Source organism: Microbacterium invictum (genome assembly GCF_034421375.1).
In the GTDB taxonomy this organism is placed as follows: Bacteria; Actinomycetota; Actinomycetes; order Actinomycetales; family Microbacteriaceae; genus Microbacterium; species Microbacterium invictum_A.
Genome location: NZ_CP139779.1, coordinates 935914 through 959380 on the forward strand (window position 1 = coordinate 935914; position 23467 = coordinate 959380).

Genomic DNA, 23467 nt, shown 5'->3' on the forward strand with positions numbered 1-23467 from the left:
AGCTGAACACCGCGCCGTCAGCTGAACACCGCGTCGTCCGCTGAACACCGCGCCGTCAGCTGAGCACCGCGCCGTCAGCTGACTCCGCGGGCCTCTCGCGCGAGCGTCTCGTACGCGATCCGCGGTCCCGGGTGCTCGCGCTGCTCCTCCGCGATCCGGCGAAGCATCGCGCGGCCGGCGAACGCCGGATCGGCGACCTCGCGGAGCGCCTGCGCGAGCGCCTCGACATCGGCGGCGTTCGGGTCGAGCGCGCGACCCGTCCCGGTGCGTTCGATGGCGGCCGCCGCGGCGAACTGGTCGGTCGAGAAGGGGAGGACGACGAGCGGCACGCCCTGCCCGACCGCCTCGGTGACGGAGTTGTTGCCGCCGTGGGTGACCGCTGCCGCGGCCGCGCCCAGCAGACGCACCTGGGGGAGGTAGTCCGCGACGAGCCACCCCTCCGGCACCTCTCCGAGAGCTGAACGCGGCGTGGTGCCGGTGGCGATCGCGGCTCGAAGACCCGCTCTGCGAAGCGCCTCAGCGGTGCGTGCGAGCACGTCGTCGCGCACCGAGAGGAAGCTGCCGAGGCTGACGTAGACGAACGGCTCGTCGCGCGCCAGCCACGCGTCGACCTCGGCGGCGGCCGGCTCCTCGCGAGGTGTCGACCCCAGGAAACGATGAGCCGGCAGCATCCGTCCATCGCCTGCGGCGAGCTCGGCGGGGTAGTTGAACAGCACGGTGTCGCCGTGCACCATGAACGCGTCGTCGACCGCTCCGGCGGCCGGGTCCAGCGTCTCGGCGGTGGTGTTCCACTGGTCGGTGAAGCGGCGCGCGACTTCGTCGCACAGGCCTCGCAGGTCGGCGAGTTCCGCGGGGTCGGGCTGCAGGGCCGTCGGCCACGCCGGCGGGTAGCCGTACACCTCGCCCGGTACCGGCAGCGCGCTCGGGTGGCCGAGGACGACATCGCCGTGAGCGACGCCCGCGGTGTGGAGCGCCAGCCGGGCGCTGAAGGCGAGGTGGTCGACGAGGATCGCGTCGGGTGCCACCGCATCGATGACGGCCAGGGTCGCGCGGGCACGTTCGACCGGCTGCCACATCAGGTCGGTCAGCCGTTCGCGCGCTTGATAGGCGAGGGTCGGCACCATGCCCCGACGGGTGGCGGCGAAGAATCCCTCCAGCGACGCCGCCTCGGCGGCATCCTGCTCCGACGAGCGGATGACGCGGGCATTGGCCCCGCGCCCGAGCGGGAGGTCGACGCGACGGTAGCCGAACTCCGCCACGATCGGGTCGGTCGCGGGACCCGTGGCCACCACGACCTCGTCGCCCGCGTCTCGCCAGGCCGTCGCCAGCGCCGCGAGCGGAAGCAGGTGCGAGGCGTAGTCGGGGCTGATGACGAGGAGCGTCACGTCAGCAGTTCCGCCGTGCGGCGCAGCTCCGCCTCGTGCCGGGTGACGTTCAGGTACATCGGCGTGAGGGTCGCCGCCATCCCCTGGATCGTGAAGCGCTCGGCCACGAGGGTGCGGGAGCGCTCGGCGCGACGCGGGTCGCCGTCGGCGGCGGCGTCGAGCGCCCGGCCGATCGCGGCGACCAGCGCCGCCGGGTCGGCGGTGTCGGTGAGGAACCCGGTGTCTCCGTCGTTCACGTAGGTCGCGGGTCCGCCGCTGTCGGGGGCGACGACGACGAGGCCCGTGGCCATCGCTTCGAGGATCGCCAGGCCGAACTCCTCCTTGACGCTCGCGCAGACGTAGGCGCCGCCCGGGGCGATGGTGCCCGGAATACCGAACCGGGCCGCGGCGAGCCAGGCGGCGGCGATGTCGTTCGAGCGATGGCCCGCGATGATCAGACCGCGCTCTGCGCGCTCGGCGGCCGGGACCGCGCCATCGATGAGATCCAGCTGCTGACGCTCATCGCTCGACGGATCGGCGAGGTCGCCGCCCACGACGAGGAGGTTCGCGCGGGCGGAGAGATCGCTTCCGGCCCAGGCCTCGACGAGCGCCGCCATCCCCTTGATGCGGTGCATCCGGCCCACCGTGATGAGCAGAGGCAGATCCCGACGCGCGGGGGAGAGGCCGGCGACCAGGCCCGCGAGCTCGGCGAAGGCGCCCTCGGGGGGAGTGCCGGCGGCGACGGCGACCGCGCGACTGAGGGCGTCATCGACGATCGCGAGGTCCACGCCCTCGGCGACGACGGTGTGGCGCTCGGGATGGGAGGTCAGGTCGATGCCGATGAGCGCACGCATGTCGCGCTCGAGCTCGGGCCGGGGGAAGAACACCGAGTGCGCGGCCGATGCGGCAAGGCTCTGGACGAGATGGCTGCGGAACCAGAAGTGCTCGGTGCAATCGACCTCGCCGAAGTCTTCGCGCGAGAGGCGTCCCGACCGCTCGAGCGAGGCGATCACACTGTGCGGATCGGGGGCGACGGTGAACACCGTCGGGATGCCGAGCTCGCGCGCCACATCGGCGGCGGCAAGGCTGCCGACATCCGCCATCCGAAGGTGCAGCACGTCGATGCGTCCGGCGGCCCGCAGCAGGCGACGGATGCCACGGCGCACCGTCACCCGCAGGTGCCAGGCGGTCGCCGACGAGGCCGGGATGCTCGTCAGGGGGACGTGTCCGTAGAGGTGGCCGCGCTCGCCGCCGGCCATCTGCAGGAGGTCGGGCCCCGCCTGGGCGACGGTGCCGCGCGAGAGGGTGAGCACGCGGTCGACGACCGAGCCGTCGGCGACGAGGGCGTCGCCCAGGCGTACCAGCAGGGTCGCGATGCCGCCGTTGTCTCCCGCGCCGGAGGCGGACAGGGCGGGATCGATGTCGGCGTGGAGGAACAGCTGCGCGACGGTCAGCCCGCCGTCGCCGCCGGCGTCGTCGGCCGAGGTGCGGGTGCGCGGCGGATCCGCGTCGATGAGCGCGAGACGCGCGAGGTCGCCGATGAGCCCGCCCTCTGCGACGAGGTCTTCGAGGTGAGCGATGACCTCGGCGTCGGCACGCTGGCCGAGTGCGGCGATCGCCGCCTCACGGACGGTCGCGGGGGCCGAGGTGTCGCCGGCGAGGGTGCACAGCGGCGCGGTGGTGAGCGGATGCCTCACGAGGCCGAGCGTCTCGGTCAGACGTATGCGCGCGTCGTTGCCGACTTCTCCGGTCGTCGCGCTCAGCAGCGCCACGGCGAGGAGCTCGCCGCTGCCGGCCGACCACTTCTCCAGCGTGTGCTGCGCGAGCATGCCGGTGAATCCGCCGGAGATGACCTGCGAGATGAGGGGTGCGATGGCGGACGCGCGGGCGGGACGGCGACCGAGCGCCCAGGCGGCGTGCTCGACGATGAAGGGCCGATCGTCGTCGAGGAGGGTGACCAGCAGCGCACCGGCGGCTTCGTCGTTCATCTCGGCGAGGGCGTGCACGGCCGCGATCGCGGCGATGTCGTCGGAGCCGACGAGAGCGGCGGAGAGCACCCGGAGGGTGCGCACGCCGGGGTCGCGCCCGGCCTCGAACGCGACGTCGTCGGCGGCCTGGAGGGCTTGCACGATCGTGGGTGCTTCGGTGATGCGGTCCATCGCCGTCTGGATGCCCATCGCTGCCTCCGAAGCGGGTGCCGCCCGATCGGCGATCGGACGAGGTGCGGCGACCCGTTCGGAAGTCTACGGTTGTCCGGGTGCCGGTGGACCGGCTTGACGTGAAGGGACCGTGTGTGAACGTACTGACCATCGGCGACATCGGGGTGCTCGCGGGCATCATCCACATCGGTGACGAGGCGATGTTCGAGGCCGCGGCCGACGAGCTGTCCGCTCGGGGTGGGCAGGTGGTCGGGGTCTCCTCCGCTCCCCAGGAGTCGGCGGCCCGGTACGGCCTCGGCACCGTCGATCGCCTCGGTTTCATCGGGCTCGAGCGTGCGGTGGCGCGCGAGCGCGCGGCGCACCTGTGCGCGGCAGCGGCCGGCGATGCGGAGCTCGCCGCCGGAGACCCCGCGCGCGGTGCGCTCGAAGCGCTGGACGAGGCGTCGGGAGTGCTCATCGCCGGTGGCGGCAACCTCGCCTCGCGATGGCCGGTGCACGTGTACGAGCGCACGACCCTTGCGGCGATGGCCCGCGCGCGCGGGATCCCCGTGGTGGTGAGCGGGCAGACGTTCGGGCCCGACCTCGACCCCGAGGATGCAGACCGCGTCGCCGCCATGACCCGCGACGCGGCGTGGACGGGCGTGCGCGAGCACGACTCGGCCGCACTCGCCCGCTCGTGGGGGGCGCGGGTCCACGCCGGGGTCGACGACGCCTCGTTCCTTCACAGCAGCCAGGCGGCCCCGGCTGAGCCGTACGTTCTCGTGAGCCTGTCCGGGTGGTTCGCTGGACGGCACGCCGACGACGTCGAGGCCGGGATCGCGCGGGTGCTCGACGAGGCGTCCGACGCTGTGGGCCCGGTCGTCTTCCACGCCCACTTCGGGCCGGTGGCGGCAGGTGCCGAGCCCGCGGGTGATGCCGCCCTCCACGAACGGGTGCGGGAGCGGATGACGCGAGGGAGTCGCGTCCTGCCGAGCGGTGACTCCCGGGGTGCGGCGGCGCTCGCGCGCCAGGCTCAACTGCTCGTCACGAGCCGGTACCACCCCGCGGTCTTCGCCGCACCGGCGGGGGTGCCGATCCTGGGCCTCGCCGCCGACGACTACACACGGATCAAGCTGCGTGGCGCACTCGGCCACTGGGGTCAGACGGGCGTCGTCGATCTCGATGACCTGGCCGGCGCCCCCGAACGCCTGCGTGATCTCCACGCCCGGCGGACGGCGATCGCCGAAGATGCCGCAGCGCGCGTCGATGCGCACCGCGTCGACGCGGCACGGTGGTGGGACACGGTCGCCGAGGGCCTGGGGTGAGGTCTCCCGGCCGTACCGGGATCAGAAGCGGTCGGGCGAGGGCGTGCCGTGGCCGAAGCGGATGACGACGTCGGCGTGCCGGTCGAAGCGGTAGCCGACACCGCGCACCGTGCGGACGATGTCCTCGTAGCGGCCGAGCTTGGCGCGCAGGCGCCGGACGTGCACATCGATGGTGCGCTCGCCCGGGGCATCCTGCTCCTCGGCGTGCCAGAGCGAGGAGACCAGCTCGGTGCGCTCGATCGTGCGGCCCTCGCGGAGGACGAGGTACTGCAGCAGCTCGAACTCCTTGAAGGTCAGCGCCGCCGAATCGCCGTCTATGACGACGCGCTTGCGCGAGATGTCGACGACGACACCGCGGGCGGTGTCGTCGTCCTCTTCGGGCTCTTCGGGCTTGGTGCGGGCGACGGCCGCCGGCTCCTGAAGGGCGAGGCGCACGACGTCGACGTCGCGGCCGCCGGCGCCGACGGGGGCGAGTGCCACGGTGGCGTAGGTCTCGGCGTCGGGGGCGAGTTCGGCAAGGGTGCGGCGGAGGGCCTCGACGAGGACGGGAAGGCTGACGCCCGAGGCCTGCGCCTTCGCCTCGTCGAACCCGACGTAGAGGGCGAAGCCGCGCGGCGCGGTTCCGGGGGGCAGGTGCCGCTGCGGGGCGGGCGCAGCGGTCGGAGCGGCGGCGGGTGTCACGGCCGACGCGGTTGCGGCGGGAGCGGCGTCCGCGATGCGCGGGACGGCGCGGAGGTGACGGGCGGGAGCGGGACGGTCGAGAAGAGCGGTGGTCGACATGATGATGTTCCTCGAGGGAGCGGAACCCGTGTGGTCGAGCGGGTTCGGGAAGTGCTGCGAAAGCGGCCGAAGGGGCCTGACTCGAGGCATCCGCTGCGCGTCGGTACGCGAGGAAAGGCGGAGTCTCGGGGGACGTGTCGCGCGTCGCCTGCGCGGGTAAGCGGAGCGGCGACGCTGATGTCCGGCGGGGTTACCGAGTCAGCGGCACATTCGACAACACATGACAACGCGGCCGGCCACCATCATGCCGGCAGTCCCGTTCGCCTCCCAGGCGGACAGAGAGCGTGCGTCGTCAGTCATGGGCTGATTATGACCGACGGTCCCCGCCCTTGGCAAATTCTTCCCGCTCAGCCCCACTCCGGCCGCGCACAACGGCGGGCCTCGCCGTCGACACGCCGACCCTCGGCGGACGTGGCCGGCGTGTCATCCCGCATTCCCGCGGTTGCGCGCACCGGAGACGGATGTCGGAGGGAGGGGCGGCGGCAGGAGGGATGCCGCGCCGCGGCGCCGTGCCGATTTGTTGCGAGTTGCACCAAAACCCTTGCGCTCCGAGAAGGGTCGTGCGACCATCGTCGAAACGCTTCCGCGAAGCGCTTCGACCACGCGCAGAACCATCCCCTCACACGACGACGGAGTCCCCATGGCGAAGATCGATGAGGTGGCCAAGGCCGCCGGTGTCTCGATCAGCACCGTGTCGTACGCCCTGAGCGGCAAGCGGCCGGTCTCGGCCGACACGCGCCGGCGCATCGAAGAGGCCGTGGAGCGCCTGGGGTACAGCCCCAACGCCGGTGCGCGCATGCTCGCCGGTCGCCGTACGCGCATCTTCGCCCTCACCGAACCGCTGCGGAAGGACACCCACGCGCCGACCCACATGGCGTTCGTGCTCGCCACGGCGGTGGCCGCGCGCCGCAACGACTACGACGTGCTGCTGCTCACCGACGAGGACGCGCAGGCCGGGATGCGACGGGTCGCCTCGAATCGCCTCGTCGACGCGATCCTCGTTCTCGATGTCGCCCCCGAGGATCCCCGGGTCGCGCTCGCGCGCGAGATCGACACCCCGACCGTCTTCATCGGCGTTCCGAACGACAACGACGGTCTCGTCTGCGTCGACCTCGACTTCGAGGCGGCCACGCGCGAGGCGGTGGGACGGATGGCGCGGGCCGGCCATGCCCGTATCGGGCTCGTCGGACAACCCGAGGTCTCGTACTCCCGGTCGAACTTCCCCCCTCGGGTGCGGGAGGAGTTCTTCGCGGCGGCGAGCATGTTCGCCGTCACGGCCGACTTCCGCGCGACCGGTCACGAGCACGCCACCGATGCGGGCGTGCGGGCGGCGACGGGTGAACTCCTCGACGCCGGCGCCACCGCCCTCCTGCTGCACTGCCCCGAGGAGTCGCATCGTGCGGTCCTCGCCGAGCTCGCCGACCGCCGTCTGCGCGTCCCCGACGACATCTCGGTCATCTCGGTCGCGCCGACCTTCGACACTTCCGCGCTCCCGCGTCCCCTCGACGCGCTGCCGCTCGTCCCGCAGGCCTCGTGCGACCTCGCCGTCGACCTCGCCCTGACGTTCTTCGACGGGGACCGCCCGGCCCCCGGCATCCGCCTGATTCCACCCGCCTATCTCGACCACGGCTCGCTCGCGCGGGTTCCCGACGCCCCGTCGGCGGCCGTGGCCGCTTCCGCCGTCGCCTGACCTCGGAGCCTCCCGCCCTATCCACTCGCGCATCATCGAAGCGCTTCGACACCACACATCGCACCACCTGCACACGCGAAAACCGACCGACGAAGGTCACCGAGAAAGGAGTGCCACCGATGGCACGCATCACACGCAAGACGACCGCGCGGGCGGCCACGGCCGCGGGAGCCCTCGCGGCCACCGCGCTCGTCCTCTCCGCCTGCGCCGGCGGCTCGGGGAGCGAATCCGACGACACCCTCACCCTCTGGCACTACGAGGGCGAGAACAGCGCGATGGGGATCGCCTGGGACCAGGCGATCCGCATCTTCGAGGAAGAGACCGGCGCCACGGTCGAGTTCGAGGAGCGCAGCTTCGAGCAGATCCGCTCCACGGCGAGCCAGGTGCTCAACTCCGACGAGGCGCCCGACCTCATGGAGTTCAACAAGGGCAACGCCACGGCCGGGTTCCTGGCCAGCCAGGGACTCATCACCGACATCACCGAGGCGGTCGAGGAGTACGGCTGGGACGATCAGCTCGCCCCGGCGCTGCAGACCACGGCGCGCTACAGCGACGAGGGCGTGATGGGCTCGGGCGCCTGGTACGGGGTGCCCAACTACGGCGAGTTCGTCACGGTCTACTACAACAAGGATGCCTTCGCCGAGGCGGGCCTCGAGGTGCCGACGACCTACGACGAGTTCATCGCGGTCCTCGACGCGTTCGTCGCCCAGGGCGTCACCCCGCTCGCCGAGGGCGGGTTGGAGTACCCGCTCGGGCAGCTCTGGTACCAGCTCGCGCTCAGCCAGGCCGACCGGCAGTGGGTCAACGACTATCAGCTGTACGAGAACCCGGTCGACTGGAGCGGCGAGGAGATCACCTACGCCACCGAGACGCTCAAGGAGTACCTCGACGCGGGCTACTTCTCGCCCGACGTGACCGGCATCGCGGCCGAGGACGCGGGGCTGTCGTTCATCAACGGCACCTCTCCGATCTTCGTCTCGGGCAGCTGGTGGTACGGACGGTTCGTCGACGAGATCGCCGACTTCGAGTTCGGCGTCTTCCCCTTCCCCGACAGCGATCTGAGCCTCGGCTCGTCGGGCAACATCTGGGTCGTGCCCGAGCGCGCGGCCAACAAGGAGCTCGCCTACGAGTTCATCGACATCACGATGCGCCCCGAGGTGCAGGCGCTCATCGGCAACAACGGCGGGCTCCCCGTCGCCGCCGACGAGGCCGACATCACCGACGAGAAGAGCCTCGAACTGATCCAGGCCTTCAACGCCGTCAACGAGGCCGACGGGCTGTCGTTCTACCCCGACTGGCCGACGCCGACCTTCTACGACGCCCTCGTCGCCGAGCTCCAGGAGCTCGTCAACGGCACGAAGACGCCGGCCGAAGTCCAGCAGTCGCTCGGCGAGGAGTACGACTCCTACGTGGCGGACTTCCGCTGATCGAACCAGCCGGGGCGCCGTCTGCCACACGGCGGCGCCCCGGCTCCCACCCCGGCACGTCAGGAGTCCCCGCGATGTCCGCAGTCCCCTTCGTCCGCGCCCCGCGGGCAAAGCTCCCTCCCGAGGAGCCCCTGATCCCGCAGCGGCGGGGCGGCACCGCCGGCTACTGGCTCTACCTCATCCCGGGGCTGGTGCTGGTCACCGTCATCGTCGTCGTGCCGCTGGTGTGGAACATCTACCTCAGCTTCACCGACTGGCGCGGCATCCGTCCCCCGGAGTTCATCGGCTTCGAGAACTGGATCGAGCTGTTCGGCGACGCGACCTTCTGGACGTCCTTCGTGAACAGCGTCTGGATGATCGTGGCGATGGTCATCTTCCCGACCCTCATCGGGCTCGTGCTCGCCGCGCTTCTGTTCGACGTCATCGGCCGGAAGTACGGCGGGCGTCTGGCGAGCTTCCTCCGGGCCACCTATTACCTGCCGCAGATCCTCCCCGCGGCGATCGCCGGCATCGTGATCGGCTGGATCCTCCGCCCTCAGGACGGCGCGCTGAACACCATCCTCGAGAGCATCGGCCTTGGCTTTCTCGCCCAGAACTGGCTCGGTTCGCCCGAGACAGCGCTCGGCAGCATCATGGTGGTGCTCGTCTGGGTCCAGATCGGCTACCCCGTCGTGGTCTTCATGGCGGCCCTCCAGCGGGTGGACCCCGAGCTCTACGAGGCCGCCGAACTCGACGGCGCCAACTGGTTCCAGCGGTTCCAGGCGATCACCGTCAGCATCATCCGGCCCGAGATCTACGTCGTCACCCTCACCTGCACGATCGCGGCGCTGAAGGTCTTCGGCCCCGTGTACGTGCTGACCCGCGGCGGCCCGGGCGACTCGACGATCGTGCCCGCGTACTACGCCTACAGCGAGTTCTTCCAGTCGCAGCAGGTCGGCTACGGCGCCACCATCGCCACCGCGCTGACGGTCGTGATCGCCGTCGTGTCGATCCTCTTCATCCGCGCGCAGAACGCCGCGGAACGCAAAGAAAGGGCGGGACTGTGATGGCCACGACCCTCGCCGTGACGACGGCCCCGAAGACAGGGCGCCGGCCCGGCCGCGCTCCGAAACCGCGCGGCGGCATGACGCGCAAGACCGGCGTCGACTGGCTGATGCTCGCCTTCGCGATCGTCGCCGCGATCCTCATCGCCGCGCCGTTCTACCTGATCCTCATCAACTCGTTCAAATCGCCCGCCGACTACTCCACGGGTGGTCCGCTCGCGCTTCCCTCCGCCATCTACCTCGACGGGATCGCGGCCTTCTGGGAGCGGGTCAACTTCCCCCAGAAGGTCTGGAACTCGGTGTTCATCTCCGGCACCGTCGCGATCCTCGCCGTGCTGATCTCGGTGCTGAACGCGTTCGCGATCGGGATCGGGCGCATTCGCGGACGCTCCTGGATCGTGCTGCTGTTCCTGCTGGCGAACCTGCTCCCGCAGGAGGCGCTGCTCTACCCGCTCTACTACATGTTCCGAGAGGTCGGGCTGTACAACAACGTGTGGTCGGTGATCATCGTCTTCACCGTCATCCAGGCGGCCTTCGGCACCTACCTGCTCTCAGCGGTGTACGGCACCTTCCCGAAGGAGGTGCTCGAGGCCGCGGCCATCGACGGGGCCACGCGGTGGCAGATCCTGTGGCGGGTCATCTTCCCGATCAGCCGTCCGACGCTGTCGGTGCTGCTGATCTTCTTCTTCATCTGGACCTGGAACGAGTTCCTCATCCCGCTCACCTTCCTCGTCTCCAACGAGAACCAGACGGTGCCGGTCGCCATCAGCCTCCTCCAGGGGGAGCGGCTGATGGATGTCACGACGACGAGCGCCTCGGCCCTCCTCGGCCTCATCCCCACCCTCCTCTTCTTCCTCATCTTCCAGCGCACCCTCACCCGGGGCATCACGGCAGGAGCAGTCAAGTAATGAAGTTCACCGACGGGTTCTGGCAGCTGCGCCCCGGCGTCACCGCGCTCTACGCTTCCGAGGCGTACGACATCCGGCAGAAGGATGACGGTGTCGACGGCGCCGCACTCGAGATCACCGCGCCCACCCAGGTGATCGCCCGCCGGGGCGACGTGCTGAACCGCACCACCCTCACCACGACCATCTCTTCGCCGATCGAGGGTGTCATCCGGGTGCGGATCGCCCACCACGTCGGCGGCCGGTGGCACGGCGGGTTCGCGCTGCCGGGCGCGGGCGAGCGAGGCAGCGGTGCGGGAGTCGCCGACGCCGGCGCCGGCACGCTGGCCAGCGGTGCACTCACTGCCCGGATCGCGCCGGGCGCCCCGTGGGCGCTGTCGTTCGAGGTCGACGGCGTGCGGGTGACCGGCAGCGGCCACAAGGCGCAGGGGTTCGTGCGCCTGGGTGCCGAGGCCGCGGTCGAGCACGGCATCGTCGGGAACGCCCGCGCCGAGACCGGTGTGCCACCCGAGCGGGTCTTCGTCCACGAGCAGCTCGACCTGGGCGTCGGGGAGACCATTTACGGCCTCGGCGAGCGCTTCGGGCCGCTGGTGAAGAACGGGCAGACGATCGACATCTGGAACGCCGACGGCGGCACCTCGAGCGAGCAGGCCTACAAGAACGTGCCGTTCTACCTCTCCTCGCGCGGGTACGGGCTGCTCGTCAACGATCCCGGGCACGTGTCGTTCGAAGTCGGGTCCGAGGCCGTCGAGCGGGTGCAGTTCAGCGTGCCCGGTGAGGTGCTGGAGTACTTCGTCTTCGCCGGCCCGACACCGAAGGACGTGCTGACCCGGTACACCGCGCTGACCGGCCGCGCTCCCGTCGTGCCCGCGTGGTCGTACGGCCCGTGGCTGTCGACGTCGTTCACGACCGACTACGACGAGAAGACCGTCACCTCGTTCATCGAGGGGATGGCCGAGCGCGACATCCCGCTGTCGGTGTTCCACTTCGACTGCTTCTGGATGCGCGAGTTCAACTGGTGCGACTTCGAGTGGGACCCCCGGGTCTTCCCCGATCCGGACGGCATGCTGCGTCGCCTTCACGACCGCGGGCTGAAGGTCTCGGTGTGGATCAACCCCTACATCGCGCAGCGCTCGCCGTTGTTCGCCGACGCCGCCGCCGCGGACTACCTCGTGCAGCGCGGCGACGGGTCGGTGTGGCAGTGGGACCTCTGGCAGGCCGGGATGGGGCTGGTCGACTTCACCAATCCCGCCGCGGTGCGCTGGTACCAGGACAAGCTCCGTGCGCTCCTCGCGCAGGGCGTCGACTGCTTCAAGACCGACTTCGGCGAGCGGATCCCCACCGACGTCGTGTGGCACGACGGCTCCGACCCCGCCCGCATGCACAACCTCTATGCGCAGCTGTACAACCGCGCCGTCCACGACGTGCTCGTCGCCGAGCGCGGCGAGGGCGACGCGGTGCTGTTCGCCCGCTCGGCGACCGCCGGCGGCCAGACGATGCCGGTGCACTGGGGCGGTGACAACACCTCGACCTTCCCGTCGATGGCCGAGAGTCTTCGCGGCGGCCTGTCGCTGGCGATGAGCGGCTTCGCGCACTGGAGTCACGACATCGGCGGGTTCGAGGGCACCCCCGATCCGGCGGTGTTCAAGCGCTGGGTGGCCTTCGGGCTGCTCTCCAGCCACAGCCGCTTCCACGGGTCGGACTCGTACCGGGTGCCGTGGGCGTTCGACGACGAGGCCGTCGAGGTCACCCGGCGCTTCGCGAAGCTGAAGATGCGGCTCATGCCGTACCTCTTCCAGGCGGGGATCGACGCTGCCCGCACGGGGACGCCGATCATGCGGCCGATGCAGCTGGAGTTCCCGGATGACCCGGCGACGGCCTACCTCGACCGGCAGTACCTCCTCGGGCCCGACCTGCTCGTCGCTCCGGTGTTCTCGGCGTCGGGCGAGGTCGAGTTCTACCTGCCGGCGGGGGAGTGGACGAGCCTCCTCACCGGCGAGACGGTCAATGGCGGAGGGTGGCGGCGCGAGGTGCACGGGTTCGACAGCGTGCCGCTCTACGCCCGGCCGGGCGCGGTCATCCCGTGGGGGGCGCGCGACGACCGACCCGACTACGACTATCACGACGGGCTGGCCGTCCGTGTGTTCACGGGTGGCAGCGGGACCCGCGAGGTGACGGTGACCGCTCCTGACGGCTCGTCGCGGACCTATAGCGTTGACCTGTCGGACGTGACCGGATGACGGGAGACGATGTGGCCGAGGGACGAGCGGACTACCGCGACGCGGGGCTGGTGTTCCCGCCCGACTTCACCTTCGGCTCGGCGACCGCCTCGTACCAGATCGAGGGGGCGGCGGCGGAGGGCGGACGCGGCCCGTCCATCTGGGATACCTTCTCGAAGACCCCCGGAAAGGTGTGGAACGGCGACACCGGCGATGTCGCGTGCGACCACTACCACCGGTGGGAGAGCGACCTCGACCTGATGAAGGCCCTCGGGCTCGAGGCGTACCGCTTCTCGATCGCGTGGCCCCGCATCATGCCGACGGGCACGGGCGAAGTGAATCAGGCGGGCCTGGACTTCTATGCGCGGCTCATTGATGGACTCCTCGCCCGCGGCATCCGTCCGGTCGCCACCCTCTACCACTGGGATCTGCCCCAGGCTCTCGAGGATGCCGGGGGCTGGCCGGCGCGCGCGACGGTCGACGCCTTCGCGCGATACGCCGAAGTGGTGGGCGCGGCGTTCGGGGATCGGGTGGACACCTGGACGACCCTGAACGAACCGTGGTGCTCCGCCTACCTCGGGTACGGCCAGGGCGGTCACGCGCCGGGCCGCCACGAGCCGGCCGCTGCTCTCGCCGCCGTGCACCACCTGAACCTCGCCCACGGTCGCGCGCTGCAGGCGCTGCGCGCGACCTCGACCGGGTCGCCGGATTACTCCGTCACCCTCAACTTCCACGTGCTCCGCGGCGTCGGCGACGGCGCCGACGAGGCGATGCGGCGAATCGACGCGCTGGCCAATCGGGCCTTCACCGGGCCGATGCTGCGCGGCGAGTACCCCGCCGATCTGCTGCAGGACACCGCGGCGGTGACCGACTGGGCGTTCGTGCAGGACGGCGACCTCGGCGACATCCATCAGCCGATCGACGTGCTGGGCGTCAACTATTACTCGACCGCGACCGTGCGTCTGTGGGACGGTGTGTCGCCCAAGCAGATGAACGACGGGCACAAGGGGGCCGCCGGGGGGACCGCGTGGCCGGGCAGCGACCAGGCCGTGGAGTTCGTCGAGCAGCCCGGGCCGTACACCGCCATGGGATGGAACATCGCCCCCGAGGGGCTCGAGGAGCTCTTGGTGTCGCTGTCGGGGCAGTTCCCCGACCAGGCGCTCATGGTCACCGAGAACGGTGCCGCGTTCGACGACGAGGTCGCCCCCGACGGGTCGGTTCCCGACCCCGAGCGCCGGGACTACCTGCGCCGGCACTTCACCGCGGCGCACCGGGCCATGGCGCGCGGCGTCGACCTCCGCGGCTACTTCGTCTGGTCGCTCATGGACAATTTCGAATGGGGCTACGGCTACGCCAAGCGGTTCGGCATCGTCCGGGTCGATTTCGACACGCTCGAGCGGACCGTCAAAGACAGCGGGCGGTGGTACCGGGAGCTCGTGCGCACCCGGGCGATCCCGGAGTGAGCCCCCGGCGTTCCTTCAGCGCCGCTCCAGCGAACCGGGCGTAGCCTGTCGGGGTGACCGAACTGCGCTTCACCGACGAGAAGGACGCCTCGCGGTACACCCTGCACCGCGGCGACGACCTCGTCAGCGTCCTCGACTACCGAGACGACGGCCGGACCGTCGCGATGACCCGGGCCTACACGATCCCGACCTTCCGCGGGAAGGGCTACGCCGGCGAACTTGTCGACAGGGCCGTTGCGCACCTCGAGGCCGCCGGCCGCCGACAGGTGATCCCGGTGTGCTGGTACGTCGCCGACTGGTTCGAGCTGCACCCCGACCGCGCGGGCATCCTGCGCCAGCGCTCCACCGCCTGAGGCACCTCCCGTCCTTCGCGCCACAGGCCCGTACACTGGCCCCGTGCGGCTCGAAGACGTCTTCTCCGGCGTGGCCGTCGCCTTCGAGGCGACCGGCGCCGCCGCGATGATCGTCGGTTTCGTCATCGCCCTCGTCCTGGGCGCCCGGTCGCTGCGGCGCGGCGAGGGAGGCCGGACGGCATTCTCGGTGCTCCGCAACGCCCTCGGCTCGGCGATCCTGCTGGGCCTGGAGATCCTCGTCGCCGCCGATCTGATCCGCACGATCACCTCGAAGCCGTCCCTCGAGGACGCGCTGATCCTCGGCCTCATCGTGCTGATCCGAACCGTGCTGTCGATGTCGATCCAGATAGAGATCGAGGGCGTGCTGCCCTGGCGCCGCGCGTTGCTGACCAGCGGCGGGCAGATGCTCGGCGAGGCCGTCCGCCGAGACCGCGCGGCGCAGGCGGGCGCCGACCGATAGCGAGGCCGCGGCCGCCCGTCAACCCCGCGCCGGGCGCCGATGCGGGGAGCAGGATGGCGGCATGGACGACAAGGACCTGCCCGAGGGCGTCATCAACGCCGACCCCGCCGGGGGATACGGCGACCAGCACGACTCCGCCGCGGCCGAGCGCAGCAGCGCCGGCGCCGACTCCGAGGCCCTCGACCGGTCCGGTCTCGCCGTCAACCCCGAGACCATCGCCGACGGCGACGTCGAGAGCGACGCGCCGACGCAGGGTCTCGACCCCGACCTCTCCACCGACAACCAGACCGAGGAGGACTGATGGCCGACGAGCGCGAACCCGACCACGAGGCCGTGGGCATCGGTGTGCCTCCGGCCGAGCCGCTGCAGGCGCCCGAGGGTGCGTCCTCCGCGTCCGACGCCGACGAATCGGCTGACGCGGCAGCGTCCGGGGCCGACGGCGATGTCGCCGAGCGTGCCGTCGCGGCGGCCGAGGCGCGGGCGACGGCGTCCGAACCCGAGCCCGAGAAGGTGGAGGAGGACGTGCGCGAGCGTGTCGAAGACGTCGGCGGCCAGGCCTCCGACGACGAGGTCGACGATCTGGCCGAGCAGGTGACGACCGGGGACGAAGAGGCCTGAGGCGTCACCGATCTGCGAGGAACTCGCGGATCACCATCGCGGTCGGGCGGGCGTTCCGGATCATGGTCTCGTGGCCGAACTCGGCGACCTCGCGCAGACGTGCGTCGGGGAGCGCGTCGGTGAGCTGCCGGGCCCACTCCACCGGTACGAGGATGTCGCGCTCGCCGCGGATCACGAGGGCCGGTGCGCTCACCCGCTGAGCGGTCTCCTCGGGTCGGTGAGACATCACCGCGCGCACCTTGTCGAGAAGGCGCGGGCCGGCCCGCAGGTATTCGCGAGCCCCGACGGCGATCACGCGCGGGCTCTCGGGGATGATGTCGCGGATCAGCCGCCACAGCTGGCGGAGGGTCGATCGCGCTCCCGGCTCGACGGTCGGGCCGACGAGCACCAGCGCGTCGACGAGCTGCGGGTGTCGCGCGGCGACCTCGAGCGCGACCTGGGCCCCCATGGAGTGGCCGAGAACGACGGTGCGCGCGTCCTCTTCGCCGGCGGTCAGATCGGCGAGGTAGGCGGCGACGACGTCGGCGTTCTCCTCCATCGACAGCACGCGCCCCGGTTCGGGCGTGTCCCCGTAGCCCGGCAGGTCGACCGCGACCACGCGGCCGATGTCGTCGAGCAGGTCGGCGAGCTCGGCGAACGCCGACCGCCCCATGCCGATGCCGTAGATGAGGACGAAGAGGTCGCGGCCCCCGCCGGACTCCTGCGCGACGAGGGTCGCCCCGGCGTGGGTGAACCGCTCGATCGCGAAGGAGGGGGCGTCGCTCATTGCTCCCGACCCTAGGCGAGCAGGGTGTTCTCGGCGAACCGCGGGGGTGGAGCGGGGCGATGTCGGCGGCTGCGCTTACGGTGTGGGACATGCGGATCCTGCACACCTCGGACTGGCACATCGGGCGGTCGTTCCACGGCCATTCCACCCTCGATGCGCTGCGCGGGGTGCTCGACGCCCTCATCGCCCAGGTGCATGAGCACGACGTCGACCTGGTCGTCGTGGCGGGGGACGTCTTCGACTCGGCCGCTCCCGCAGCCGACTGCTATCGGCTGCTCACCGACGCGCTGCGCGGCATCAGCGACGCCGGTGCCCGGGTGATCGTCACAAGCGGCAACCACGACTCCGCGGCGCGGCTGGGATTCCAGGCGGGACTGCTGCGCGACGGCATCCACGTCCTCACCGATCCGGCCGCGATCGGCACCCCCGTGACGATCGACGACGAGCACGGTCCTGTCCACGTCTACGGGGTTCCCTTCCTCGAGCCCTCGCTCGTTCGCCACCTCTGGCCCGGGGTGGAGGTCCGCTCGCAGGCGCAGGCTCTGGACCAGGCGCTCGGTCTCATCCGCGCCGACCTCGCCGACCGCGGGGGTCGGTCGGTGGCGATCGCGCACTGCTTCGCCGCGGGGGTGGAGCCGACATCCGGCCTGGAGCGCGACATCCAGCAGGGTGGGCTCGACGTGGTTCCGCTCGCGGCGTTCGACGGGATCGACTACGTCGCCCTCGGGCACATCCACGGGCGTCAGCGCCTCTCCGACGCGGTCCGCTACGCCGGGGCGCCCCTGCACTACAGCTTCGGCGAGGCCGACAAGCCGCGCGGCTCGTGGCTCGTCGACCTCGACGCCGCGGGCCTCGCCGCCGTCACGTGGCTGGATCTTCCCGTGCCCCGTCGACTGGTCACGCTCCGCGGGCGGCTCGACGACCTCCTCACCGCCCCAGCGCACGCCGAGATCGAGGACGCCTGGGTGTGCGTGCAGTACACCGACCCGACCCCGCAGAGCGATCCGATGCGACGGCTGCTGTCGCGCTTCCCGTACTGCGCCACCGTCATGCACACCCCCGAGGGGGCGCGGGCGGACGACGGGTCGACCTATGCGCGGCGCGTGCGCGCGGCCCGCAATGATCGCGAGCTGATCGACGCCTTCCTCGCCCACGTCCGCGACGGCGAGGGCGCGACCGAGCGGGAGCGCGAGATCATCGCCGAGGTCGTCGACGAGCGGGTCGCCGCAGAGGTCAGCGCGTGAAGCTGCATCGCGTCGAGCTCGAGGGGTTCGGACCCTTCCGCGAGCGTCAGGTGGTCGATTTCGACGCCTTCGAGGCGGACGGCATCTTCCTCATCTCCGGCCGCACCGGGGCGGGCAAGTCCAGCGTGCTCGACGGTGTCTGCTTCGCCCTGTACGGCGGCGTTCCTCGCTACGACGGCACCGAGAAGCGGCTGCGCAGCGATCACTGCGGACCGGATGACCCGACGAGCGTCGCGGTGGAGTTCACCGCCGCGGGTCGGCGCTTCCGGGTGAGGCGGTCGCCCGATTACCCGCGACGCAAGCGCCGGGGAGAGGGCTACACCGTCGTCGCGGCCGATGCCGAACTCGCCGAGCTCGTCGACGGCGCATGGCGGGGGCTCGCGAGCGGACCGCGGCACGTGGGTCTCGAGCTCGACGAGATCCTGGGCCTCAGCCAGCAGCAGTTCCTGCAGGTGATCCTCCTCGCCCAGAATCGATTCGCCGAGTTCCTGCTCGCCAAGAACGACGATCGTCAGAAGCTGCTGCGGCGCCTGTTCGGCACGCGCACCTTCGAGGACTACCTCCACGCCTTCGAGGAGCGACGTCGCGCGACCGAGCGCGACGTCGCCGACGCGACCGGCGCGGCTGCGCTCCTCCTCGGCGAGGCGGAACGCCTGGTTCCCGACGGCGCGTCGGGCGACCTCGACCGAGAGGCCGCCGCGGCGCCCCGCGACGCCGCGGGATCGTCCGCGGTGGGCGCGCGGTTCGACGCGGTCGAGCGCGGCGCGCAGCGCGCGGACTACCGCGCCGAGACTCTTCGAAACGCCCGGGACGCGGCCGAGGCGGCGCACCGTCGTGCCGAGGATCACCACCTCGCGATGCGTCGCCTGCGGCAGATGCAGGAGGACCGGGAGCGCTCGCGCGCCGCGCTGGCGGCGCTGGACGCCGAGGCGCCCGTCATCGACGTCGCACGACGCGAACTCGCCGCTGCGCACGATGCCGAGGGCCTCCGTGCACCGCTCGATGCGGCGGCTGTCGCCCATGCCGACCGGTCTTCCGCCGAGGCGGCGGTCCAGGCGCTCGTCGACGACCTCGGCTCCGCCGCCGAAGACGGCGACCTTCCCTCGTTCTCGCTCGAGGCGCTCGACGCTCTCGTGCGTCAGCTCACCGGCGACCTCGCGGTCTCGCGTGACGCCGAGGCGACCGAGAAGGGGATGGATGCCGCCGAGCAGGCGTTCGCCGACGACGTCGCCCGCGTTCGGGGCGAGGAAGAGCTCATCGCCCGTCTCGACGCCGATCGGGCGCGGATCCCCGCTCAGCGGGCCGTCGTCGAGAGCGAGCTCGCCCCCGTGCGCGACGCCGCCGCCGGACGGGATGCGGCGCGAATCCGCCTCGACGAGGCACGCGCGCGCCGCAAGGCTGCGGCCGAGGCCGTCGGGCTCGCCGAGCGCGCGGTGGTCGCCGAGCAGGCAGCGCTCGCCGCCGCCGAGGCCGCGGCGGGGGCGAATGAGGCCGTGGTCTCGCTGCTGCGCCGCCGGGCTGCAGACCGAGCCGGGTCGCTCGCCGCCGGCCTCGTCGAGGGAGAGCCGTGCCCGGTGTGCGGGTCGGCCGAGCACCCGCATCCGGCGGAACCGACGGGCGACCCCGTCTCCGACGACGACATCGCCCGTGCCGAGGCGGGGCAGCAGCAGGCGGGGAAGCGGGCGCGTCGCGCCGCCGAGGAGTTCCGGGCGGCCCGCGATGCGGAGGCACAGGCCGCGGCCCGCGCGGGGGGCCTCGATCTCGACGCCGCGACGACTGCGGTGGCCGAGGCCGAGGCGGCGTTCGCCGCCGCCACCGCCGCCGTCGCCGAGCGCGATCGGCTGCTGGCCACCCTCGAGACGCTCGGCCTCCTCGAGGCCGAGGCGGCGCAGGAGCGGGAGCGCCTCACGGCCCACCTGGCGGCGTTGCGCGAGGACGTGTCGGCCCGCGAAGCGGAGCTGCGAGAGAAGCGCCGCGTGGTCGCCGCGGCGCGCGGCGACCACGACTCCGTCGCCGCGCGCGTCGCGGCCTTGACCCGTCGATGCGACCGTGCGACACGTCTCGCCGCGGCACGACGGGCGGCCCTGACCGCCGCCGCGGCGGCGGATCGCGCCGCGACCGACCGCGACGGCCGCGTCGCGGCATCGGGCTTTGACGACGCCGCGGCGGCGCGCGAGGCACTGCGGACCGCTTCGGAGCGCGACGCACTCGACGAGCGCATTCGCACCCATCAGGCCGCCTTCCACGCCGAGCGCGACCGGCTCCGCGACCTCGAGCTCGCGCTCGCCGGGGAGCCCGAGGAGTTCGTCGACGTCTCCGCCGCGGAGTCCGCCCTCGTCGCCGCCCGCGACGCGTGGATGGCTGCCGTCGACGCGGCCGCCGACGCCACCGGCACCGCCGAACGACTCCGCGCGCTGCTCGGCCGCGCTCGTGTGGCCCTCGGCGAGGTCGCCGGTCTCGCCGAGGAGCATCACGTGATCGCACGTCTCGCCGACACCGTCGCCGGCCGCGCGCCGAACACCCACCGGATGACACTCGAATCCTTCGTCCTCGCCGCAGAGCTCGAAGAGATCGTCGCCGCGGCGAATCTCCGTCTCGGCGACATGTCGTCGGGTCGGTATCAACTGCGTCACACCGACGCGCTCGCCGCGCGCGGTGCCGCGTCGGGCCTCGGCCTCGAGATCCTCGACGCGCACACGGGTGCCGCCCGTCCCGCGCACTCCCTGTCGGGCGGCGAGACCTTCCTCGCGTCGCTCGCGCTCGCGCTCGGGCTTGCCGAGGTCGTCACCGCCCGCGCCGGCGGCGTGCGCCTGGACACCCTGTTCATCGACGAGGGCTTCGGCTCCCTCGACGACGACACCCTCGAGCTGGCCATGGCGACGCTCGACGAGCTCCGCCAGGGCGGGCGCACCGTCGGACTCATCAGCCACGTCGCGTCGATGAAGGAGCGCATCCCCGCGCAGCTGCACGTGCGGGCCACCCCGCAGGGGCCGAGCGTCATCCGACAGGACGCCGCGGCGGCGGCATCCCTCCCGGTCTGATCGCCCCATCCCCGCTTTCGAGGCCGGTCTCACCCAGCGGCGCAAGAGGCTCCTCGCCCCCACTACCCGGCGTAGTCTGGTCCGGTGAACAAGGGCACGATCTGGACCATCCTCGGAGTGATCGTCGCGATCCTGATCGCGTGGTTCCTCGTCAACATCCTCTTCTCGGTGCTGGCATTCGTGTTCAAGCTCGCCGTGGTCGCCGTCGTGGCGGTGATCGTCTTCTTCGTCCTCCGCGCCGTCTTCACCCGGGACGGGTCGGAGCGGCCGTGACGACGAGCGCCCCGACGACCGCGATCATCCCGCTCTCGAACGCCCGCAGGTGGCAGGCGTTCTGGGTCTGCGTCTCCGTCGCCGCGCTGACGATCCTCGACCTCACAAAGGTCAACGTCGCCCTGCCGTCCATCGAGACGGGTCTCGGAGCGGGCTCCACCGAGGTGCAGCTCATCGTGTCGGGCTTCGTCCTGACCTTCGGTCTCACCCTCGTCCCCATGGGCCGGCTGGGTGATCAGCGCTCGCGCCGCACCCTCTTCGTCGTGGGCCTGGCGATGTACACCGTGACGAGCATCCTCTGCGCCCTGGCGCCGAATGCCCTGGTGCTGCTCGTCGCACGCCTGCTCCAGGGGGTGGCGGCGGGCATCCAGATGCCCCAGGTGCTCGGCACCGCCCAGGAACTGTTCCAGGGCAAGGAGCGCGGCCGGGCGTTCGGGCTCTTCGGCGCGACCATCGGCATCGCCACCGCCTTCGGCCCGACGATCGGCGGCCTGCTCATCGCCCTCGGCGGCGAGACCGACGGCTGGCGCCTCATCTTCTGGATGAACGTGCCGCTCTGCCTCATCGCGATCGCGCTCGTGCTCTGGCTGCTGCCCGACACCCGCACCCGCTCGGCCCGCAAGGTGCAGCTCGACCCCGTCGGCCTTCTCCTGTTCGGGCTCACCGTGCTCTCGCTGATGTGGCCGTTCCTGTTCACCACCGGCGCCCCCACCGACGACCCCGCCCGCTGGTGGCTGCTCCTCGCCTTCGCGGCGTTCCTCACGCTCTTCCTGCTCTGGGAGCGCCGGTACGAGGCGCGCGGGGGACAGCCGCTCATTCCGCTGAAACTCTTCCGGATCAGTTCGTACCGCAACGGCACGATCATCCAGACCACCTACTTCACCGCGCTGCCCGCGCTGTTTCTGCTGACGACGCTCTACCTGCAGTTCGGGCTCGGCCTCGAGCCGGTCTTCGCCGGCATGGTGTCGATCGGCTTCGCTCTGGCCAGCGCGATCGCCTCGTGGGTCGGCGGCAACCTGGTCACCCGTTTCGGGCGCCCGGTGGTCGTTTTCGGGGTCGTGGGCGTGCTCATCTCGGTGGTCGGCCTGGTGACCGCGGCGGTGTTCTCGGCCCCCGCCCTCACCCCCTACCTGATGGCGGCCGTCATGATCGTGGGCGGATTCGGCGGCGGCCTGGTCATCGCTCCGAACCAGACCCTCACCCTCGCCGAGATCCCGGTGAAGCAGGGCGGCGTCGCCGGGTCGGTCGGGCAGCTCGGTCAGCGCATCGGCACTGCCGTCGGCACGGCCGTCGCACTCTCGCTCTTCTACGCCACCATTTATCGCGAGCAGGGCGGCGCGTCCGACCTGGTCGTCTACCATGACGCCTATCTGTTCGGGATGCTGTCGGTCGCCGGCTTCCTGACTCTCGCCCTCATCGTGTCGATCCTCGACCTCGCCAAGCGCAAGGCCGCCGCCGAGAGCTGACGCGCCTCTCGCTCTTCCTCCCACCTCGGGGTCGAGGTTCTGCGCCCCTTCCCGGAGCGGCGCCCTTCCCTTTCTCCCACTTCCTCTCCCGACGCAGCCGAACCTCGGAGAATCGCGCCTCCGTCGGATCGGATCGGCCATCGGGCGCCGCAGATCGCGCGATTCACCGAAGCGAGGGTGCGGGGAGGGCGGCTCGGCGAGGGCGCGCGCCGCGCCCGCACCGCGATCAGGTGAGCCGGTAGCCGACGCCGCGCATCGTCTCGATGCGGCCGGGCCCGAGCTTCTGGCGGAGGTACCCGATGTACACGTCGACGACGTTCGAGCCGGGGTCGAAATCGAACCCCCACACGCGGCTCAGCAGCTGCTCGCGGCTGAGCACCTGACCGGCGTGGCGCACCAGTTCCTCGGCGAGGGCGAATTCGCGTGCCGAGAGCTCGACCGCCGTCCCACCCACGTGAGCACGTCGCGTGCGGATGTCGAGCACCAGGTCGCGATGGCTCAGCTGGGTGGGCGCGGCTGCCTCGTCCCGTCGCATCCGCAGCCGGATGCGTGCGACGAGCTCGTCGAAGCGGAACGGCTTGCCGAGGTAGTCGTCGGCCCCGCCCTCGAGGCCGGCGACGGTGTCTTCGAGCTCGACCCGGGCCGTCAGCATGATGACCGGCATCGACGATCCGCTGCCGCGGAGCTCTTCGAGGACGCGGAATCCGTCCATGCCGGGAAGGTTCACATCGAGCACGAGCAGATCGAACTCGCCGCTGAGGGCGAGGTTCAGCGCTTCGGGGCCGGTCGGAGCGACGCGGGTGGCGAACCCGGCGGCGCGGAGCCCCTTGTCGATGAACCCCGAGATCCGGGCTTCGTCATCCGCGATCAGAATGGATGCCACATCGTCCTC

The 23467-nt window shown here is 71.5% G+C and carries 20 protein-coding genes; 15 read left to right on the forward strand and 5 right to left on the reverse strand.

From position 1 onward, the window contains the following. Positions 1-74: 74 nt before the first annotated feature. Complete coding sequence (locus T9R20_RS04465; protein ID WP_322411345.1) at positions 75-1385, reverse strand: glycosyltransferase; 1311 nt, start codon at positions 1383-1385, stop codon at positions 75-77. Next, on the reverse strand, positions 1382-3541 hold the full coding sequence (locus T9R20_RS04470) for a glycosyltransferase (RefSeq protein WP_322411346.1): 2160 nt from the start codon (positions 3539-3541) through the stop codon (positions 1382-1384). The genes T9R20_RS04465 and T9R20_RS04470 overlap by 4 nt, the downstream gene beginning before the upstream one ends. A 116-nt stretch (positions 3542-3657) precedes the next feature. On the opposite strand from T9R20_RS04470, the gene T9R20_RS04475 reads away from it, so the two are divergent. Beyond that, positions 3658-4827 carry a polysaccharide pyruvyl transferase family protein gene (locus tag T9R20_RS04475; RefSeq protein ID WP_322411347.1) on the forward strand — a complete coding sequence of 390 codons (1170 nt, stop codon included), beginning with the start codon at positions 3658-3660 and terminating at the stop codon, positions 4825-4827. A 21-nt stretch (positions 4828-4848) separates the two neighbouring features. On the opposite strand, the gene T9R20_RS04480 is transcribed toward T9R20_RS04475, so the two are convergent. After that, positions 4849-5607: a winged helix-turn-helix domain-containing protein gene (locus tag T9R20_RS04480; protein ID WP_322411348.1), complete on the reverse strand. Its 759-nt coding sequence runs from the start codon at positions 5605-5607 to the stop codon at positions 4849-4851. Positions 5608-6247: 640 nt separating this feature from the next. On the opposite strand from T9R20_RS04480, the gene T9R20_RS04485 reads away from it, so the two are divergent. From T9R20_RS04485 to T9R20_RS04530, 10 genes are all read left to right on the forward strand, one after another. Then, complete coding sequence (locus T9R20_RS04485) at positions 6248-7297, forward strand: LacI family DNA-binding transcriptional regulator (RefSeq protein WP_322411349.1); 1050 nt, start codon at positions 6248-6250, stop codon at positions 7295-7297. 119 nt (positions 7298-7416) lie between these two features. Continuing rightward, positions 7417-8724 (forward strand): ABC transporter substrate-binding protein, encoded by a 1308-nt coding sequence (locus T9R20_RS04490; RefSeq protein ID WP_322411350.1) that lies wholly within the window; start codon positions 7417-7419, stop codon positions 8722-8724. 74 nt (positions 8725-8798) lie between these two features. After that, positions 8799-9770, forward strand: a complete 972-nt coding sequence (locus tag T9R20_RS04495) for a sugar ABC transporter permease (protein WP_322411351.1) — start codon at positions 8799-8801, stop codon at positions 9768-9770. Next, the gene (locus tag T9R20_RS04500; protein WP_416182942.1) at positions 9770-10675 is read left to right on the forward strand and encodes a carbohydrate ABC transporter permease; all 906 of its coding nucleotides are present in this window, start codon (positions 9770-9772) and stop codon (positions 10673-10675) included. Before T9R20_RS04495 ends, T9R20_RS04500 begins: the two co-directional genes overlap by 1 nt. Then, positions 10675-12912 (forward strand): alpha-xylosidase, encoded by a 2238-nt coding sequence (yicI, locus tag T9R20_RS04505; protein WP_322411353.1) that lies wholly within the window; start codon positions 10675-10677, stop codon positions 12910-12912. Before T9R20_RS04500 ends, yicI begins: the two co-directional genes overlap by 1 nt. After that, a complete protein-coding gene (locus tag T9R20_RS04510) occupies positions 12909-14354 on the forward strand; it encodes a GH1 family beta-glucosidase (RefSeq protein ID WP_322411354.1) in 1446 nt (481 codons plus the stop codon). The genes yicI and T9R20_RS04510 overlap by 4 nt, the downstream gene beginning before the upstream one ends. 53 nt (positions 14355-14407) lie before the next feature. After that, a complete protein-coding gene (locus T9R20_RS04515) occupies positions 14408-14707 on the forward strand; it encodes a GNAT family N-acetyltransferase (RefSeq protein ID WP_322411355.1) in 300 nt (99 codons plus the stop codon). A gap of 43 nt (positions 14708-14750) precedes the next feature. Further along, positions 14751-15167 (forward strand): DUF1622 domain-containing protein, encoded by a 417-nt coding sequence (locus T9R20_RS04520; RefSeq protein ID WP_322411356.1) that lies wholly within the window; start codon positions 14751-14753, stop codon positions 15165-15167. Between the two features lie 61 nt (positions 15168-15228). Beyond that, positions 15229-15468, forward strand: coding sequence for a hypothetical protein (locus tag T9R20_RS04525; protein WP_322411357.1), 240 nt, complete (start codon positions 15229-15231; stop codon positions 15466-15468). After that, positions 15468-15785 carry a hypothetical protein gene (locus tag T9R20_RS04530; RefSeq protein ID WP_322411358.1) on the forward strand — a complete coding sequence of 106 codons (318 nt, stop codon included), beginning with the start codon at positions 15468-15470 and terminating at the stop codon, positions 15783-15785. The genes T9R20_RS04525 and T9R20_RS04530 overlap by 1 nt, the downstream gene beginning before the upstream one ends. A 4-nt stretch (positions 15786-15789) precedes the next feature. On the opposite strand, the gene T9R20_RS04535 is transcribed toward T9R20_RS04530, so the two are convergent. Further along, positions 15790-16551, reverse strand: a complete 762-nt coding sequence (locus T9R20_RS04535) for an alpha/beta fold hydrolase (RefSeq protein WP_322411359.1) — start codon at positions 16549-16551, stop codon at positions 15790-15792. An 89-nt stretch (positions 16552-16640) separates the two neighbouring features. Between T9R20_RS04535 and T9R20_RS04540 the strand changes: the two genes are divergently transcribed. The 4 genes from T9R20_RS04540 to T9R20_RS04555 all read left to right on the forward strand — a co-directional run bounded on the left by T9R20_RS04540 (position 16641) and on the right by T9R20_RS04555 (position 22575). After that, positions 16641-17795 (forward strand): exonuclease SbcCD subunit D, encoded by a 1155-nt coding sequence (locus T9R20_RS04540; RefSeq protein WP_322411360.1) that lies wholly within the window; start codon positions 16641-16643, stop codon positions 17793-17795. Beyond that, the gene (locus tag T9R20_RS04545; RefSeq protein WP_322411361.1) at positions 17792-20836 is read left to right on the forward strand and encodes an SMC family ATPase; all 3045 of its coding nucleotides are present in this window, start codon (positions 17792-17794) and stop codon (positions 20834-20836) included. The genes T9R20_RS04540 and T9R20_RS04545 overlap by 4 nt, the downstream gene beginning before the upstream one ends. An 84-nt stretch (positions 20837-20920) precedes the next feature. Continuing rightward, complete coding sequence (locus tag T9R20_RS04550; RefSeq protein ID WP_322411362.1) at positions 20921-21109, forward strand: hypothetical protein; 189 nt, start codon at positions 20921-20923, stop codon at positions 21107-21109. Then, the gene (locus T9R20_RS04555; protein WP_322411363.1) at positions 21106-22575 is read left to right on the forward strand and encodes an MFS transporter; all 1470 of its coding nucleotides are present in this window, start codon (positions 21106-21108) and stop codon (positions 22573-22575) included. Before T9R20_RS04550 ends, T9R20_RS04555 begins: the two co-directional genes overlap by 4 nt. A gap of 226 nt (positions 22576-22801) precedes the next feature. Here T9R20_RS04555 and T9R20_RS04560 read toward each other — a convergent pair whose 3' ends face one another. Then, positions 22802-23458 (reverse strand): response regulator transcription factor, encoded by a 657-nt coding sequence (locus tag T9R20_RS04560; RefSeq protein ID WP_322411364.1) that lies wholly within the window; start codon positions 23456-23458, stop codon positions 22802-22804. Positions 23459-23467 lie beyond the last annotated feature (9 nt).

Excerpts from the sequence above, each read along its gene's own strand:
- T9R20_RS04540 (WP_322411360.1), top strand. The coding sequence starts at position 16,641 with ATGCGGATCCTGCACACCTCGGACTGGCACATCGGGCGGTCGTTCCAC.
- T9R20_RS04470 (WP_322411346.1), bottom strand. The coding sequence starts at position 3,541 with ATGGGCATCCAGACGGCGATGGACCGCATCACCGAAGCACCCACGATC.
- yicI (WP_322411353.1), top strand. The coding sequence starts at position 10,675 with ATGAAGTTCACCGACGGGTTCTGGCAGCTGCGCCCCGGCGTCACCGCG.
- T9R20_RS04480 (WP_322411348.1), bottom strand. The coding sequence starts at position 5,607 with ATGTCGACCACCGCTCTTCTCGACCGTCCCGCTCCCGCCCGTCACCTC.
- T9R20_RS04490 (WP_322411350.1), top strand. The coding sequence starts at position 7,417 with ATGGCACGCATCACACGCAAGACGACCGCGCGGGCGGCCACGGCCGCG.
- T9R20_RS04535 (WP_322411359.1), bottom strand. The coding sequence starts at position 16,551 with ATGAGCGACGCCCCCTCCTTCGCGATCGAGCGGTTCACCCACGCCGGG.
- T9R20_RS04530 (WP_322411358.1), top strand. The coding sequence starts at position 15,468 with ATGGCCGACGAGCGCGAACCCGACCACGAGGCCGTGGGCATCGGTGTG.
- T9R20_RS04485 (WP_322411349.1), top strand. The coding sequence starts at position 6,248 with ATGGCGAAGATCGATGAGGTGGCCAAGGCCGCCGGTGTCTCGATCAGC.
- T9R20_RS04495 (WP_322411351.1), top strand. The coding sequence starts at position 8,799 with ATGTCCGCAGTCCCCTTCGTCCGCGCCCCGCGGGCAAAGCTCCCTCCC.
- T9R20_RS04500 (WP_416182942.1), top strand. The coding sequence starts at position 9,770 with ATGGCCACGACCCTCGCCGTGACGACGGCCCCGAAGACAGGGCGCCGG.
- T9R20_RS04525 (WP_322411357.1), top strand. The coding sequence starts at position 15,229 with ATGGACGACAAGGACCTGCCCGAGGGCGTCATCAACGCCGACCCCGCC.
- T9R20_RS04510 (WP_322411354.1), top strand. The coding sequence starts at position 12,909 with ATGACGGGAGACGATGTGGCCGAGGGACGAGCGGACTACCGCGACGCG.